The sequence below is a fragment of the Mechercharimyces mesophilus genome, assembly GCF_059818345.1.
This window is the reverse complement of record NZ_JCBAPH010000001.1, coordinates 339,747-354,204: the sequence shown is the minus strand read 5'-3', so window position 1 is coordinate 354,204 and position 14,458 is coordinate 339,747. Positions and strand designations below refer to the sequence as shown.

Sequence of the window (14,458 nt, the reverse complement as noted above, 5' to 3'; positions counted from 1 at the left end):
CTCACTCGTCCGTGATGTTTGCATCAACCGGTGTTGCTTGAAAATGAATCTCCGCCAAGGCATGGGCCATGGCTTCCGTCGCTCGATAAGCCTCCTCCATCTTGTTGTCCACTCCACCTATCTCCACTAAGATTGCTTTGGAAGACAATGACTGATTGTACTCTCCATTTCCCATCGATCGACTTTTACGAAAGATCCCTTTGGATAAACCAGGATAAAGCTCTTCTAACTTCTCATGCAACTGCAGAGCAAACGCTTCATTCGTCTCCCAATTCTCATGGGCCGTCCCAATCACGAAGGCCACGCGTGCATAGGTTTGCCCGTTAATCTCCTTGGTCGTCTTATCGCGCCTTTGCGAATCGCGATGAATATCAATAAAGTATTGCAAGTCATCATCTTTTTCCATGGCCTGCACCACGGTTTTACGAGAGGCTCCATAAAGCCTTGCCCACTCTTCTTTGTACTGCTGATCCGATACTTGCGCTCCAATTCCCAGTTGTTCTAACTCCTTTTCTAGTTGCTTCCCTACCATCGTGATATTGGTCTTGTTGTCATACGCTTTATTTGCTTCTTTCTTCCCTTTTAAGTGGGGTAAATAGGATTCGTTATAGTGGGTGTGGTAGATAAATACCCGATTGGCCCCGGTCGCATTAGCGACCGGCTTTTCCTCACTTTCTTGATTGGCTTCTACTATTTCTGCTGCCTCGTCCGGAATCAATGCCTTCTCCAGTTCTGCAGGCGGAGCCGATTCCATAGGGACAGAGGTATAATCAACCCCTTCACCTGCAACCACAATTTCTGTATCAAAAAGGGCAAACCCCGGTAGTTCGCCCCCCAAGAACGTGCGCGGGTCTGTGGGGTTTACACTTGTCACCATTTCAAAGAAAAACCGCGAGAACATCCCTTCGTCTTGCTGAATGCCCTCCGTCGAGTGAAGATAAGGAATCTCCCTCCCCATCCCTTGTACCAAGGTCTCTACGGATAAATGAGCCGTAATCTTCCCTAAGCTCGTCCCAGATACACTTCTCTCTGCTTCTGCCATAGCAAAGAGTCCACTTACCACTAAAATGCTCGCCATTCCTAATATAATCATGACCACCATCTGACGCGCCCGCGGCCTAGATAAGTTCACCTCTGTAAACCCGGCTCCTCGATTCCCCATTCCCACATCTCAACCCTTCTTTCTCTGCCTGTCTCTTAAAAAGAGCGTATGTAAATGAAAGATAGAGTAGAACCGAAAAAAGAAGACGAGATGTTTATGAGAAGACAAGGAGCAAGAGCTGAAATGGAAAATCAGGAGAGTTGCTTCTCCCCTTTTTCACTTCCTCCAACTCTTACTTCCACCAATATCCACTCATAGAAGATTGCGCATCCAACCCGTTAATGGGTGTGGGCTGCCACATTATCCATCGTAACCGCTTCATGCAGGGCACAGTTGAGTCCATTTGCGATCAGCTTAGCCATATCGCCAATAAACGCATCCACTTCTTTGGGAGTTACGATCAAGTTTTGCCCTAAAGGGCTGAGCACTTCGCGGATCAACCCGCGCTTCTCATTCTCATCCAAACTCCCTAACAGACCCAACAAATCACTTCTCGTCTGTTCTCCCACATCAATGCCCTGCAGTTCCCGTACACTTGCACGGTTGAGTGGGTCCAAAGGGTTGGTTGGCTGCTCGTTGGACATCTGCCTCTGCAAATGGGCTAAGATAAAGTCGATCGTATCATGTGTAATCGTGACTGCATCCACCACAGTAGGAATCCCGATCGCAATCACCGGCCGTCCAAGTGTTTCTTTCGTTAGTCCCTTGCGATTATTGCCCACTCCAGAGCCAGGATTAATGCCTGTATCGGCAATCTGGATGGTCGTATACACACGACTCAATGCCCGTGAAGCAAGCGAATCGATCGCCACGACGACGTCAGGCTGTGACTTCTCTACCAATCCATGAATAATTTCACTCGTCTCCACCCCTGTCGTACCCAAGACACCGGGTGAGATCGCACTTACGGAGCGATAGCCACGCTCCACTTGCTCTGGCATCAATTGAAACAAGTGACGGGTCACCATTAAGTGCTTAACGACAAAGGGGCCAAGCGCATCAGCGGTCACATTCCAGTTCCCTAAGCCCACCACCAAGACGGAGGCGTTGGGTGAGATGTTGGATTCCTCTAAAAAACGAGCGAAAGCGGCAGCAAATTGAGCCGTTACACGTGATTGAAGGTTGGAATCTTTACTGCGCAAACCAGGTATCTCCAAGGTAAGATAAAGTCCTGGCATCTTACCCATCTTATTAGCAGCATCCTCTTCACGAATGCGAATCCAGCTCGTTGTAATGCCGTCTTGCTCATGCTCCTCCGTTTCAACCCCGGGAATACCTGCGTCACCGGGTTGTTCTTGCGTGGCTATATCATGTGCTTCTCTTGCTAGATCGGTACGAATGCCATAACTACTAATGTCACTTAACGCACCATCCATCATTTCTTCTTTTGCCATGAATGAACCCCCTCATTGCTTGTGTCACCACGTTCCTCCCCATTTTTTCCAAACACCCGCCTCTTTTATTCCCCATCTTGCGTTTTCGTCGTACCCATGGTAGAATGCAGGGTGTTGTTCGACTAGGGATAGCGTATATCGCTTCTTAGGAGGTGAACCAGATGCCAAACATTAAATCTGCTGTGAAACGGACGAAAACCAATGAAAAGCGCCGTGAACACCGTGCTATGCAAAAATCTGCACTACGTACATCGGTAAAAAAATTCTTGGTTGCTGTTGAAAAGCAAAATAAAGAGGCTGCACAACCATTGCTCCAAGATGCACTCCGCAAATTGGACAAAGGCGTGACCAAAGGCTTGTTGCACAAAAATGCAGCTGCCCGTCAAAAATCCCGCCTCACGCAAAAATACAACAGCCTCTAGAACTAAAAAACGACCCGATTGGGTCGCTTTTTTAGTTCTGTATATTATTTAAACGGTGCTATCAATCCTACAGCTTGGCGCATTCTCTCCAGTACCTCACCTGCCACTTCATTGGCACGTGCTGCACCTGTAGCCAGAATCTCTTTGATCTCCCCCGATTGCTCCAACTGTCTATAACGCTCTTGTAGAGGAGTCAGATGATCAATCACGACCTCTGCCGTCTCTATTTTCAACTTGCCATAACCAGCCTCTCCAAAACGCTCTTCCAAAGTAGAGATCGGCTCGTTCGACAAAAGACTATGAATCTCCAACAGATTGCTTACGCCAGGCTTATGCTCCGGATCATAGCGAACCAGATTTTCCGAATCCGTTACCGCTCGTTTCATTTTTTTCATGATCGTTTTCGGTTCTTCCATTAAATTAATATAGTTCCCCGCACTTTCTGCACTCTTACTCATTTTCTTAACCGGATTATCCAAACCCATAATCCGTGCACCTTGCTCACGAATCAATGGTTCGGGTAACTTCAATACGTCACCAAAGCGATGATTAAAACGTTCAGCTAAATCACGCGTCAATTCAATATGTTGTTTCTGGTCTTCGCCCACGGGTACCACATCCGCATCGTAGAGCAGAATGTCTGCTGCTTGCAATACGGGATACGTGAACAGACCGACGCCTGCCGTCTCAGATTCTTTACCTTTCTCCTTAAATTGCACCATCCGATTCAATTCACCCATACGTGCAATACATTGCAATAACCACGCGGCCTCCGTGTGAGCTGGTACGTGCGACTGTACAAACAGGGTCGCTTGATTAGGGTCCAAACCCGCGGCTACATACAACGTAGCTAATTCCATCGTTTTTTGCCGCAGTGCCTCCGGATCTTGCGGTAGCGTTAATGCATGTAAATCAACAACACAATAAAACCCTTCCCCTTCTGATTGAAGATTGATATATTGTTGCAATGCTCCCAAGTAATTTCCTAAATGAAGGTTGCCTGTTGGTTGACTCCCCGATAAAATCCGTTTCATCGTAATTACGCTCCTCACTTTTTTGGAAAATAAAAAAATCCCGTTCCCCAAAAGGGACGAGATTACCCGCGGTACCACCCTGCTTCACCAACATTTGGTGCGCTTACTGGATAACGACCAGTACCGATCTTCCACTAAAAAGCCGAATCCTTTAGCGGAAAATAGCTCGGAAGCCCATTCACAAGGAAGACTGATTGGCTTGCACCGTCCGCCAACTCTCTGCGACAGTCCCACCCTTGCTACTCTTCTTCTTCAACGCTTCGTATGAATGACCCTTAACCGAGTCAAAATGGTAACACTATCATACAATGGACATCTTCCCGATGCAAGCTCCAATCGCTTCACACCTCGTTTGTGATAGAATGAGTCCAGTAGCTCTATTTGCGCTTAGAAAACCTGTTTGATTCAGTAGCACATGCCCTGGATGAAAGTAGGCACAGCAGGGGAGTGTCGTACTCCCCTAACCTGATGGAAGGTCCGGGAACCGCCTGCTCAGGCGGTTGCACAGGAACGTTGTCAAGACCTCCTCAGAGATTCCCTGCGCTCTCTTCCATGAAGAAGAGGAGTAATTATCTTTCTTCCATCAAAAGGATTATAATTTCACTGAGTCAAAAATTCAGTTTCATCAGGTGGAGATCTTCATCGATAACCCTGATTAAGCGATACATACCATTTGCTATTCTATGCATTATGATGAAAGGAGTTTGACAATCATGCCAACCCTTCCCTCTTATTTTCCGTATGTGGCTACCGCTTTTGCCATCATGATGGGCAGTATAGCCGCCATTGTTCGTCTAAAATCAGCTAACAAACCCATTACAGCAAAGAAAATTCTCCTGCCTCCAATGGGAATGAGTACGGGCTTCTTTATGTTTTTCTTTCCTTTTACCCGCATTCCTCTTTCCTGGGCACTCCTCGCCTTTGCTTGTGGGGCGATCTTCTTTGCTTATCCCTTAATTCGCACCTCTGCTATGGAGATCCGAGAATCAGACGTGTACCTCTCCCGTTCCAAAGCCTTTGTGGCCATTCTCTTAAGCTTATTGGTGGTACGGCTGGTCTTACATCAATACGTAGAAGCCCATATTACTATCGCACAAACAGGCGCTGTCTTCTTTTTGCTCGCATTTGGAATGCTTCTTCCTTGGCGACTGGCCATGTACTTTCAATATACAAAAATAAGGAAGGTGCTAGTAGAAGAAAAGCCGCTTAACTGAGGTAAGCGACTTTTCTCTTACTCACGTGCCGACGAAGTAACATCCTGTAAGATGAGACGTTGCAAGGCAAATGTCTTCTCTATCCGCCCCGATTTGATCGCCTGATCGGTCTCTATTGCCATCGCTAAAAATGACCGTAGACCTTCCATCGAGAAGGATTCACCCTGCCCCCTGGCCAACTTCACAGGATAGGGATGAACATTCAGTTGCTGCGCAATCTGCTTGTCTGGTAGACCTTGTGCACCCAACACCTTCACTTGAAGAATCAAGCGAATTTGCCGCGTCAAGAGAACCAAAATACGTAGGGGCTCTTCCCGATTAAGAAAGAGGTCATCCAAAATGGCAAGCGCCTCTCTCCCTTTGCGACCCGCTACACAGTTTACCAACTTAAAGACATCCTGTTCCAACGTCCGCGGAACAGATGCCTTCACCATCTCCATCGTAATCTCCTGCTCCTCGCCAGCATAAGTAACCAGCTTCTTGCACTCATTGTCCAACAGGTATAGATTGGTCCCTACTCTTTGGATAAAGCGCTTCACGGTATCAGAGCTTGCGGTTTTCCCTTCTTTTTTCAACCGCTCTTCCACCCATTTCATTAATTCTTTTCCTTCCAATGGAGCAAACTGGACGGCTGTACTTTCCTTCAACAGCGCTTTCACCATTTTTTTTCGTTGATCCAGTTTTTCCGCCACCACACAAAGAACAAGAATGTTTTCCAAATAGGGGTCCTGGATATATTGATGTAACGCCTCCACATCATGTTCCACCTTCGCTTTTTTCGTCGCAGAAGTAAGGAATGAGGCATTTTTCCCCAATATGACTCGCCGTCCTCCAAAAAAAGAGGGTGTCTCGGCTTCTTGGATGAGTGCTTGAATCGGTTCTTCTTCCAGATCACGTTCCACTAGATGAAAATCAGGTTCCTCTTCCGGTAGTGCTTTTACCTTTAATAAATGACACGCCTCTTCCATCAGAAACGATTCACTACCATAAAAGAGATAGACAGGTGAAAACTTCCCTTGTCGAATCGATCGAAATAATGATGATGGCATGAATGACTTCCCTCCTCCAGCAACCCTTTACAAGAAAAAGCGGAAGTAGGCTTCTCTCACCGTCCACTTCCGTCTCTTATCATCCATTATACAGCTGCGTACGTTTCTTCTCCATCAAAGTGACCCTTTCCACAAGAATCCATACGGGATATTATTGGTGGCTCAGGATGCACTGGTGCACTTTCTCGTATTCCACCAGAACCGAAAACGAGTTGTCGTTCCTTCTTATTCCACCGTTTCCGTCTTTTCTTTCACATTAATGACGCGCGTCTCACTTGGCTTCATGCCTGAGATATCATCTACGCGAGGGTAAATGTGTACAGAAAGATGTTCTTCTGTTTCCCACTCCACTTTCGCTTGTTGATCAATTCCCCACTCTTCGGAACGAAACCATTCTTCTCCCTCAGCCGTGAAAATGATGAGCTGACGGGTTTGTACGATTGCCCGGTACTGGCGATCGGGGGAATAAACCACTTGTACTTCTTGTGGACTCGCCGTCCCTTGCTCTGTTCCCTCTCCTTGCTGATCAGGTTCCTCATCAGAGAAGCTACTTACACCAGGACCTTCCTCTGACTGATCGCCCTCTTCTTGCGAAGGGATGGTCTCCATCTGTTGTGTGTACTCGGAGCCGGTGTCCGCTGGACCCAAAACATCTCCCTGCCATGAGAGAAAGGTAAGCAAAATGGCTGCAGCGATGCCACCACCCAACCACCATCTTCGCTTCGCATGAAAGAAGGAAGGTTTATTTTTCTTTTTCTCTACTCCCTTGTCCAAAGTGGTACTCTCTTCTTCCAATTGGGGGATTAGCTGCTCTACAATGCTTACTGGAGGCTGGACGGAGGGGAGTTGAGACAGCATTTCTTCCAAATGCATCAGCTTGCTTTCTTCTTCCTGACAAGCTGGACACTTCGCCAAATGAGCCGTTAACTCTCGCTCTTCTTCAGGAGACAAAGCACCATCTAGCCGGTACTGAAGAGATTCACGTGCATTATCGCACTTCATGCCTTCCACCTCCTTCATCGTAGTTGGCTAGCCAATCTTTGAGTTGATTCCTGGCACGAAATAAATGAGATTTAACCGTGTTTAGTGGTAAGCCCAGAGCCTCAGAGATCTCCTGATAACTATAATCTTGCATATGACGCATCACCACGACGGCACGTTGGTGATCCGGTAAGCGGCTGATGGCCTCCTGCAAATCTTGGGTAACATCTCGCTTTTCCATTTCCATTTGTGCGTGGGCATCCACGGGCTCAACTTCTTCTAACAAGGGAACTGTTTTCTTGCGGCGCCTAAAGGCATCCATGCAAATATTGGTCACAATCCGTTGCGCCCAAGTTTCTAATTTGGACTGTCCTTGGAATGTATGGATTTTTCTATAAATACGCAAGAGTGCTTCTTGTGTCGCATCCATGGCATCGTGTTCATTTCCCATGAGATAGTAGGCGGTTTGGTATAATGGGGTCTCTAAATCTCGGAGTAGCTGGATCATCGCCTCTCGATCTCCATTGATCGCCCGTTTCGCCCGATTCACCTCCTCCATCTGTCATCCCTCCTATCTTTGTAGACGTTCATTTTTTACAAGAAGTTGCTGGAAAACATTGTTTTAAAGCATTTTTTTTAGAAGAAAGGTTTTCTTCCGGATCTCCTTATTCTATCATAGGCCCCTCACCTTCATCTCTTCTCATAGTCTGCACTCTCATCTTTTTTTCAGAGACTAAAAACGTAATAGCTCCTTGTATATCCGTCCGAAATAGAGAGGCTCCACTCGTTTTAAGACGCGCGATCACTTCAGGAGCTGGATGACCGTAGCGGTTCTTTTCTCCCACCGAAATAACGGCATATTGCGGACTCACTTGATCTAACCAAGCATGGCTGGTTGATGTCTTACTACCATGATGCGCTACTTTTAACACGTCAACCTGCGAAACACTCCAACGGGAAAGAATCTCTTCTTCTGCCTCTCTTTCAATATCTCCTGTGAGAAGAAAGGTTTTTTCATATGCAGAAAGCCACACAACCACCGAGTCATTATTGCTTCCTTCCTGATATTGGACAGAGGGAACTTCCTGCAACGAGGGATGCAAAATCATTAGTGATACATGAGGTTCTAATTGTTCTTTAATGCCTGCTCCTCCTCTATAAATATCACTCTCCTGCTTCTGCAGTATAGACATTAAAGATTTCTCGTGATCACTCTCTGCTGGACGACCATTGCGAATAACTCGCTTCACAGGGAGCTCATCGACCACAGCAGACAAACCCCCGATGTGATCTTGGTCTCCGTGCGAGAGGATCAGAAGGTCAATCGTTTGAATGCCACGGTAGGCCAAGTAAGGGAGAACGACATCCTTGCCTACTTCGTACGGATCATCTCGCTCTTGCCATTGCGCTCGTGGGAAGGGAAGCATCCCTCCACCATCAATGAGAATGGTTTGCTCCTCTGGTGTTTCGATCACAATACAATCGCCTTGTCCCACATCCAAGAAGGTGATACGCAGATGATCACGCTCCCACGGTTGATAAGCATAGAAGCAGAGTCCAACCATGAGCAGACAAGAAAGAAGCCGTATCCCTTTCCTGTAGTACCAATCGCCTGTCCAGGCAAAAAACAGGGCAACACAACCTGCACTATATAAAGCGAGCCACTCTAGCGGGGGCGGACGCCAATTCAGATGGAAAGTTCGCCATCCGGCCATGGTTTCCGATAGAGTAAGCAAAAGTGAAAGAACAGAAGAAGAAAGAAAAGCAGCCACCGTTGCTATACCAAGCGGGAGAAAACTAAAAAGAAGGGAGAGGAAAGCCAACGGGATCACGAACAAACTGACCAATGGAACAAGCAATAGATTGGCTATCCAAGAAAGAAGAGAATATTGATGAAAGTGGGTAATTGCCAACGGAAAAGAAGCTATCTGTGCCACCAACGTAACGGCTACAAGTGAAGTAAACCACTTCGCCCCGGGAAGGAGGCGTTGGAGTGGGCCCACTCCTATCACGAGCGCCAACGTCAACGTAAAAGATAACTGAAAGCCTGCTTGAAAAAGCGTATAGGGGTCCCACAATAGGAGAACGAGCGCCGCCAATCCCAAGAAGGACAGAGGGTCTTTATAGCGACGGAACATGACAGAAACCAGTACCATTCCAGCCATCACCGCAGCACGCACAACAGGGACACCCGCCCCTGTTAGTGTCACATACAAAGGGAGAAACAACAGAGCACAGAGAGCCGACTTCTCTCGCGTCACGCCAATCCACTTTAATCCTTGGAACAGACAAGCCACCAGTACTCCCACATGCAAACCCGAGATGGCGAGGATATGGACCAACCCCAGCCGTTTCAAATCTTCCTCTACCTCGCTTGGAACCTCTTCACGTTCCCCTAATAGCATCCCTGCAATAATTCCTGCTGTGTCGGATGGGTAGAGAGTAGAAACCTTTTCTTGAAGGATCGATCGCAATGAATCCGTTAGGCGCATCCATCCTCCCTCAGTAGATTCAACCTGAATCTGACCCAGTCCCTCCCCAAATGCTGTCCAATGAATGTGCTGTTGGTAGAGATAAGAACGATAGTCAAACGCACCTGGATTCCTTCTTTCTGCCGGCAGGCGTAATTCTGCTGGAACCTCCACTTTCATATCGCGCACCCACCGCCTGGCGACTTCTTTCTCTTCCTGCGTATGTAAGCGAACAGAGACCACTACTTTTTCCGATGGGACAGAGAAGGACCTCTCCTGGTAGAGAACCTCTTCTGTTTGTAATTGAAAGCGAAGTCGGTCACCATCCACTGTAGGAGCATGATGGATCTTGCCGATAAGCACTGCTTGAAGGGGTCCTTCTTGTTGAAATACTTGTGACAGATAGGAACGGTTATCATCATCTACCACAGTAAAATAAGCGCCACCTAAACCCACAGCAAAGAGTAAGCAGGGAAGAAAGAACAAACGATGCCAGCGATAGAAGAGAAGACTACCTAGAGCGATCCCTCCACCCATAAGGATCAACCATAAGATAAGAGAGAGTGTATTAGCTAAGCTGATCCCCATAATCATACCAACAGCGAGTACAAACAAGGGTCGACGCATAAAACGTGCCTCCATCTATGCTTCATCTTGTAAAGATAAGGATATATGTAGAAAACATTTCGATGGATGGTGACCATTTCCCTATAATACAGAAACAAATATCGAAAAAATCTTACACAACGGAAAACAAATAAAAGATGCTCCCGCTATGTTCTGCGCCACAACGCTAGATCATCTCGGGTGCATCTTTTACAAAAAGGAAAATTCTTACTCGTTCACGAAACTTCTCTTTCACGCGGTCGTCGCAAATTTGAGCCCCATGACACCGATCACCACCATGGACAAAAATAAGATCCGCCACCCATCGCGCGACTCGTGAAAGAAGAGCATTCCCACGATAATACTGCCAGCGGCGCCGATCCCCGTCCAAATCGCGTAAGCCGTTCCGAGAGGCAAAGATTGCAGAGACCAAGAAAGCAGGAAAAAGCTGAGCGCCATTGCTATCATAAAAAGCAAAACGAAGCCTTTGCGTTTCAACCCATCGGAAAGCTTCAGCATCGTCACGGACGCCACTTCCATCAAACCGGCTACAAATAAGATAGCCCACACCATAACACTCCCTCCTCCATATTCAACGTACCCACTTCACTCCATTGTTTTACGCTTCATATCTCTCCTGCATCGGCTCTTCCTCGGTCTCATCACTAGACGACCATTTGAGTCCGACCACCCCAATAATGAGTATGAAAGCGAAGAAAATCCGTGTCCAAGTTGCTGGCTCTCCTAAAAATAAGATGCCCACGAACACCATAAAAAAAGAACCCAATCCGGTAAAGACGGCATAAACGGTACCAATCGGCAGTACCTTGATGGCGCTGGAAACAAAATAAAAGCTAAGCCCGATCAATGCCGCCGTTATTCCCCAAAAGAGCCAATGATCCGCATATTTGAGCCCCATGGCCCATCCCACTTCCAATACACCACCGAAAAAAACATAAAGCCAAGCTTTTTTCATCATGATGGTTTCCTCCTCCCGATGAACTAACGATCGTTCGTTTGTTAAATAGCAAAAATAATTTTCATCATCCATTAGGATACTTTTACCCCTGCCCAGAAAATTTTCCAAATCGAATCCATCCGCTTCTGAATCTGCGGTTCATCAAGGTACTGAATCTCAATCAAGAGACCATCCAATACGCAGCAGTAGGCGAGGGTCATCTCTTCCACATCCCCTTCTTTCATTTCCCCTGCATCAATCCCCTCTTGAAAGAGGTGATGAACAATATTAATGAATTTCTGATCGTACGTAGCAATTCGCTCTTGGATCTTCTCTTTCAGTGACGGACACGGAAAGAATACCGCACGCATCCAAAAGGACTGCTCCGTCTCATCACGGTACTGCTGACTAATCTCTTTGATCAGCTGATAGAGCCGTTTCTCGGATGATTCCTGCTTGGTTTTCTTCACAAACTCATTTAGCGAGAAAAGATCCTGATTGACTACATCTTCTAGCACCGCTAAAAAAAGTGCTTCTTTGTTTTCAAAGTGCGCATAGATGGAAGATTTCTTAATTCCCACCCCTTGTGCAATCTTCGCTAGCGAAGTTCCTTCGTATCCATGCCGAGCAAAGAGTGATTTTGAAACCTCTTTGATTGCATTGGCTGTCATGATCCTTCCTCCTGACTACCTACCGTTCGTTAGTTATATTATAAACTGCTGTTAAGAAGGCGTCAACCATGCTTTCCTCTCGAAGCTCCGACTGTAAATTATCCATACTGAGATGAATAATCAAGTATGACCTACCCGTTGCTCTCTATCGGGATATCACTACCTTAGTAAAAATGGTTCTTAATAAATTTTCTATCGCTGTAAATTGATGAGGTTCGCAGACATCCTATCGTGTGCCACTTCTCTAACCTATTCCATGTTAAACAGCCCGCTCAAGGTATATCACCTAAGCAGGCTGTTTCCAATCGTTTTGCCACCCCTAGCCATCCGCTTACTTCCTCAACTCCGCTCGCTTGCGCTTTGCTTCATCATAGTCCCCCTCATAGCGGGTACAGGCATGATTCTCCAACCAGTAGATGCGCTGAAACAACTTGTTGATGAAATAGCGATCGTGCGATATAGCAAAGATGGTTCCTGTGAAGTCTTGCAGTGCCTCTTCCAGCACCTCACGTGAATCAATATCCAAGTGATTGGTGGGTTCGTCCAAAACAAGCGTGTTCACTTCCTGATGCATCAACTGAGCCAGACGAAGCCGCATTCGCTCTCCACCGCTCAAATCCTTCACCTGACGGAAGACAGCATAACCATGGAAAAGGAAGCGCGCGAGCAATTGCCTTGCTTTCCCTTCATCCACCGGAACCTGATCGCGAAAAGCAGAGAGTACCGTCTCCTGATCGTATCCTTCCAATCCCATTTGAGAGAGGTAACCGATCTTCACTCCACTTCCCACATGAACCTTTCCCCTGTCTGGTTCTGCTTCGCCTAACATCATCTTTAACAAGGTCGACTTCCCTGCGCCATTCTCTCCCACCATCGCAATGCGCTCTTGAAATCGCACCTGTAAATTTACTTGTTGAAAAAGGGTACGTCCACCCATGCACTTCTCCACTTCTTCGAAGAGAAAGACGTCCTTTCCACTTCGTTCTTCCTTGCCAAAGGATAACCCCATCTTTTTCTTCTCCAAGACAGGCCGCTTTACTTTTTCCATGCGATTCAATGCTTTCTCCATGCTTTTGGCACGCCGATGCAAAGCATCATTGGGTGGATTGGCTTGGTTGGCCCACTCTCGTAAGCGCTTGATAGCCTCTTTCATCTTCTTGATTCTTTTCTGTTGCTCCTCATAGTTAGCAAATTGACGAAGCAACGCTTCTTCCTTCGCTTCCACAAAGGTGGAGTAATGGCCCTTGTAGGTCGTTAGCTCCCCTTCTTCCATATCCCATATTTGCGTAACGGTTCGGTCGAGGAAATAGCGATCATGCGAAACAATCACCACTGCCCCTGTAAATTGCTCGATAAACCCTTCAAGCCATTCGATCGCATGTAAATCCAAATGGTTGGTGGGTTCATCCAAGAGAAGTAACTTGGGTTGAGATAATAACACCGTCCCCAGACCCACCTTCGTCTTCTCTCCTCCACTCAGTTGGTGAAACGGCTGATCCAGTAAAGGTGTTAATCCCAAACCGTTGGCCACATTAGCGATCTCCGCCTCCATCTGGTAGCCGCCTTCTTCTTCAAATTGGTGCTGTAAGCGATCATATCGTGCAAGGAGCTTCTCCAGACGATCGGGGTTGCTGCTTCCCACTTCACTCATTTCTGCAGTTACCTGTTCAATCTGCTGTTCCACTTGTAATAAAGAATGGAAGGGAGCTCGTAATACCTGATGAACAGTTGCTTCCTTTTCCCCAATAGGTATTTGGGCAAGGTAGCCAACTACTGCCTCTTTCTGAAGAAAAACATCTCCTTCATCAGGGCGCTCCACACCAGACAAACATTTGAGTAAGGTGGTCTTCCCGCTTCCATTGGCACCTACGAGTCCAATACGCTCGCCCTCTTTAATTTCTGCGCTCAGTCCTTTGAGCACCCAGCTACCACCGTACATTTTTCCTAATTGATTCATCGCACAAACGATCATGTTTGCTTCTCCTTCCACATAAAAAAGCCGCGGACAAGGTCTTGAGATACAAGTACCTTGTCCGCGGCTTTGGGACGTATTCAAATTCACCCCACAAGAAGTCTTTTGCTTTTTTTAAAATAACCAAAAGCTCTTCTTTAGAAACAGACGATGGCTGGATCAGGATTCATGAGTGAGAGGCTTCTTTTGTCAACGGAAGAATCGAGCGACATAGCGTAAGAACGCCATCATATCGTTCATCCTATGCTAGAAGCTTCCCGTAAGCAAAGAGAATCCCTTCTCTCATTCATCTTCGTCCTTGATTCAAGGATAGCAAAGATTCCTGTTACCAACGTCCTACTTGCCGAGTGGTGAAAGGGTACTTGTATATCGGTTTGAACAGCGAAAAATGGGCAGACGTGTCCCGTTATTAGCAAATTCATGCGTTATGGTAACGATTTCCACCGTCCATGTCAGGTACTGTCCATTCATACCAATATACAATCCCTTTCACCTCCTTTATATAGATAATCTTATCGTAACTGAATAGGATGAACAAAGCAAGAGGGAAAAGAATCAATTCATGAAAAGAGAAGAGAACAGAA

Annotated in this window: 14 protein-coding genes and 1 other annotated feature; of the genes, 2 read left to right on the top strand and 12 right to left on the bottom strand. The window is 46.7% G+C overall.

Going from position 1 to position 14,458, the window contains the following annotated elements; all coding sequences use genetic code 11:
- Position 1: 1 nt before the first annotated feature.
- On the bottom strand, positions 2 to 1,162 hold the full coding sequence (spoIIP, locus tag AC6RGY_RS01875) for a stage II sporulation protein P (protein WP_499861413.1): 1,161 nt from the start codon (positions 1,160 to 1,162) through the stop codon (positions 2 to 4).
- Between the two features lie 218 nt (positions 1,163 to 1,380).
- Positions 1,381 to 2,478 carry a GPR endopeptidase gene (gpr, locus tag AC6RGY_RS01870; RefSeq protein ID WP_499861411.1) on the bottom strand — a complete coding sequence of 366 codons (1,098 nt, stop codon included), beginning with the start codon at positions 2,476 to 2,478 and terminating at the stop codon, positions 1,381 to 1,383.
- A 179-nt stretch (positions 2,479 to 2,657) separates the two neighbouring features.
- Between gpr and rpsT the strand changes: the two genes are divergently transcribed.
- The gene (gene rpsT / locus AC6RGY_RS01865) at positions 2,658 to 2,918 is read left to right on the top strand and encodes a 30S ribosomal protein S20 (RefSeq protein ID WP_499859282.1); all 261 of its coding nucleotides are present in this window, start codon (positions 2,658 to 2,660) and stop codon (positions 2,916 to 2,918) included.
- Between the two features lie 44 nt (positions 2,919 to 2,962).
- Here the strand turns inward: rpsT and trpS are convergent, their stop codons facing one another.
- The gene (trpS, locus tag AC6RGY_RS01860; RefSeq protein WP_499859279.1) at positions 2,963 to 3,952 is read right to left on the bottom strand and encodes a tryptophan--tRNA ligase; all 990 of its coding nucleotides are present in this window, start codon (positions 3,950 to 3,952) and stop codon (positions 2,963 to 2,965) included.
- 49 nt (positions 3,953 to 4,001) lie between these two features.
- Positions 4,002 to 4,217: a binding site (T-box leader), on the bottom strand.
- Between the two features lie 448 nt (positions 4,218 to 4,665).
- Here trpS and AC6RGY_RS01855 point away from each other — a divergent pair.
- On the top strand, positions 4,666 to 5,166 hold the full coding sequence (locus AC6RGY_RS01855; RefSeq protein ID WP_499859276.1) for a CcdC family protein: 501 nt from the start codon (positions 4,666 to 4,668) through the stop codon (positions 5,164 to 5,166).
- Positions 5,167 to 5,183: 17 nt separating this feature from the next.
- On the opposite strand, the gene holA is transcribed toward AC6RGY_RS01855, so the two are convergent.
- The 9 genes from holA to AC6RGY_RS01810 all read right to left on the bottom strand — a co-directional run bounded on the left by holA (position 5,184) and on the right by AC6RGY_RS01810 (position 14,357).
- Complete coding sequence (holA, locus tag AC6RGY_RS01850; protein ID WP_499859273.1) at positions 5,184 to 6,215, bottom strand: DNA polymerase III subunit delta; 1,032 nt, start codon at positions 6,213 to 6,215, stop codon at positions 5,184 to 5,186.
- Positions 6,216 to 6,440: 225 nt separating this feature from the next.
- The gene (locus AC6RGY_RS01845) at positions 6,441 to 7,217 is read right to left on the bottom strand and encodes a zf-HC2 domain-containing protein (RefSeq protein WP_499859271.1); all 777 of its coding nucleotides are present in this window, start codon (positions 7,215 to 7,217) and stop codon (positions 6,441 to 6,443) included.
- The gene (locus AC6RGY_RS01840; protein ID WP_499859270.1) at positions 7,204 to 7,755 is read right to left on the bottom strand and encodes an RNA polymerase sigma factor; all 552 of its coding nucleotides are present in this window, start codon (positions 7,753 to 7,755) and stop codon (positions 7,204 to 7,206) included. Before AC6RGY_RS01840 ends, AC6RGY_RS01845 begins: the two co-directional genes overlap by 14 nt.
- A 106-nt stretch (positions 7,756 to 7,861) precedes the next feature.
- Positions 7,862 to 10,294, bottom strand: a complete 2,433-nt coding sequence (locus AC6RGY_RS01835; protein ID WP_499859269.1) for a DNA internalization-related competence protein ComEC/Rec2 — start codon at positions 10,292 to 10,294, stop codon at positions 7,862 to 7,864.
- Between the two features lie 231 nt (positions 10,295 to 10,525).
- Positions 10,526 to 10,846: a DMT family transporter gene (locus AC6RGY_RS01830; protein WP_499859268.1), complete on the bottom strand. Its 321-nt coding sequence runs from the start codon at positions 10,844 to 10,846 to the stop codon at positions 10,526 to 10,528.
- A gap of 46 nt (positions 10,847 to 10,892) precedes the next feature.
- Positions 10,893 to 11,252, bottom strand: coding sequence for a DMT family transporter (locus AC6RGY_RS01825; RefSeq protein ID WP_499859267.1), 360 nt, complete (start codon positions 11,250 to 11,252; stop codon positions 10,893 to 10,895).
- Between the two features lie 71 nt (positions 11,253 to 11,323).
- A complete protein-coding gene (locus tag AC6RGY_RS01820) occupies positions 11,324 to 11,902 on the bottom strand; it encodes a TetR/AcrR family transcriptional regulator (protein WP_499859265.1) in 579 nt (192 codons plus the stop codon).
- 331 nt (positions 11,903 to 12,233) lie between these two features.
- Positions 12,234 to 13,874: a ribosomal protection-like ABC-F family protein gene (abc-f, locus tag AC6RGY_RS01815; protein ID WP_499859262.1), complete on the bottom strand. Its 1,641-nt coding sequence runs from the start codon at positions 13,872 to 13,874 to the stop codon at positions 12,234 to 12,236.
- Between the two features lie 336 nt (positions 13,875 to 14,210).
- The gene (locus tag AC6RGY_RS01810; RefSeq protein WP_499859260.1) at positions 14,211 to 14,357 is read right to left on the bottom strand and encodes an RAxF-45 family protein; all 147 of its coding nucleotides are present in this window, start codon (positions 14,355 to 14,357) and stop codon (positions 14,211 to 14,213) included.
- Between the last annotated feature and the right edge of the window lie 101 nt (positions 14,358 to 14,458).

Excerpts from the sequence above, each read along its gene's own strand:
- rpsT (WP_499859282.1), top strand. The coding sequence starts at position 2,658 with ATGCCAAACATTAAATCTGCTGTGAAACGGACGAAAACCAATGAAAAG.
- AC6RGY_RS01845 (WP_499859271.1), bottom strand. The coding sequence starts at position 7,217 with ATGAAGTGCGATAATGCACGTGAATCTCTTCAGTACCGGCTAGATGGT.
- AC6RGY_RS01825 (WP_499859267.1), bottom strand. The coding sequence starts at position 11,252 with ATGATGAAAAAAGCTTGGCTTTATGTTTTTTTCGGTGGTGTATTGGAA.
- gpr (WP_499861411.1), bottom strand. The coding sequence starts at position 2,478 with ATGGATGGTGCGTTAAGTGACATTAGTAGTTATGGCATTCGTACCGAT.
- AC6RGY_RS01840 (WP_499859270.1), bottom strand. The coding sequence starts at position 7,755 with ATGGAGGAGGTGAATCGGGCGAAACGGGCGATCAATGGAGATCGAGAG.
- trpS (WP_499859279.1), bottom strand. The coding sequence starts at position 3,952 with ATGAAACGGATTTTATCGGGGAGTCAACCAACAGGCAACCTTCATTTA.
- holA (WP_499859273.1), bottom strand. The coding sequence starts at position 6,215 with ATGCCATCATCATTATTTCGATCGATTCGACAAGGGAAGTTTTCACCT.
- AC6RGY_RS01855 (WP_499859276.1), top strand. The coding sequence starts at position 4,666 with ATGCCAACCCTTCCCTCTTATTTTCCGTATGTGGCTACCGCTTTTGCC.
- spoIIP (WP_499861413.1), bottom strand. The coding sequence starts at position 1,162 with ATGGGGAATCGAGGAGCCGGGTTTACAGAGGTGAACTTATCTAGGCCG.
- AC6RGY_RS01820 (WP_499859265.1), bottom strand. The coding sequence starts at position 11,902 with ATGACAGCCAATGCAATCAAAGAGGTTTCAAAATCACTCTTTGCTCGG.
- AC6RGY_RS01835 (WP_499859269.1), bottom strand. The coding sequence starts at position 10,294 with ATGCGTCGACCCTTGTTTGTACTCGCTGTTGGTATGATTATGGGGATC.
- abc-f (WP_499859262.1), bottom strand. The coding sequence starts at position 13,874 with ATGATCGTTTGTGCGATGAATCAATTAGGAAAAATGTACGGTGGTAGC.
- AC6RGY_RS01830 (WP_499859268.1), bottom strand. The coding sequence starts at position 10,846 with ATGGTGTGGGCTATCTTATTTGTAGCCGGTTTGATGGAAGTGGCGTCC.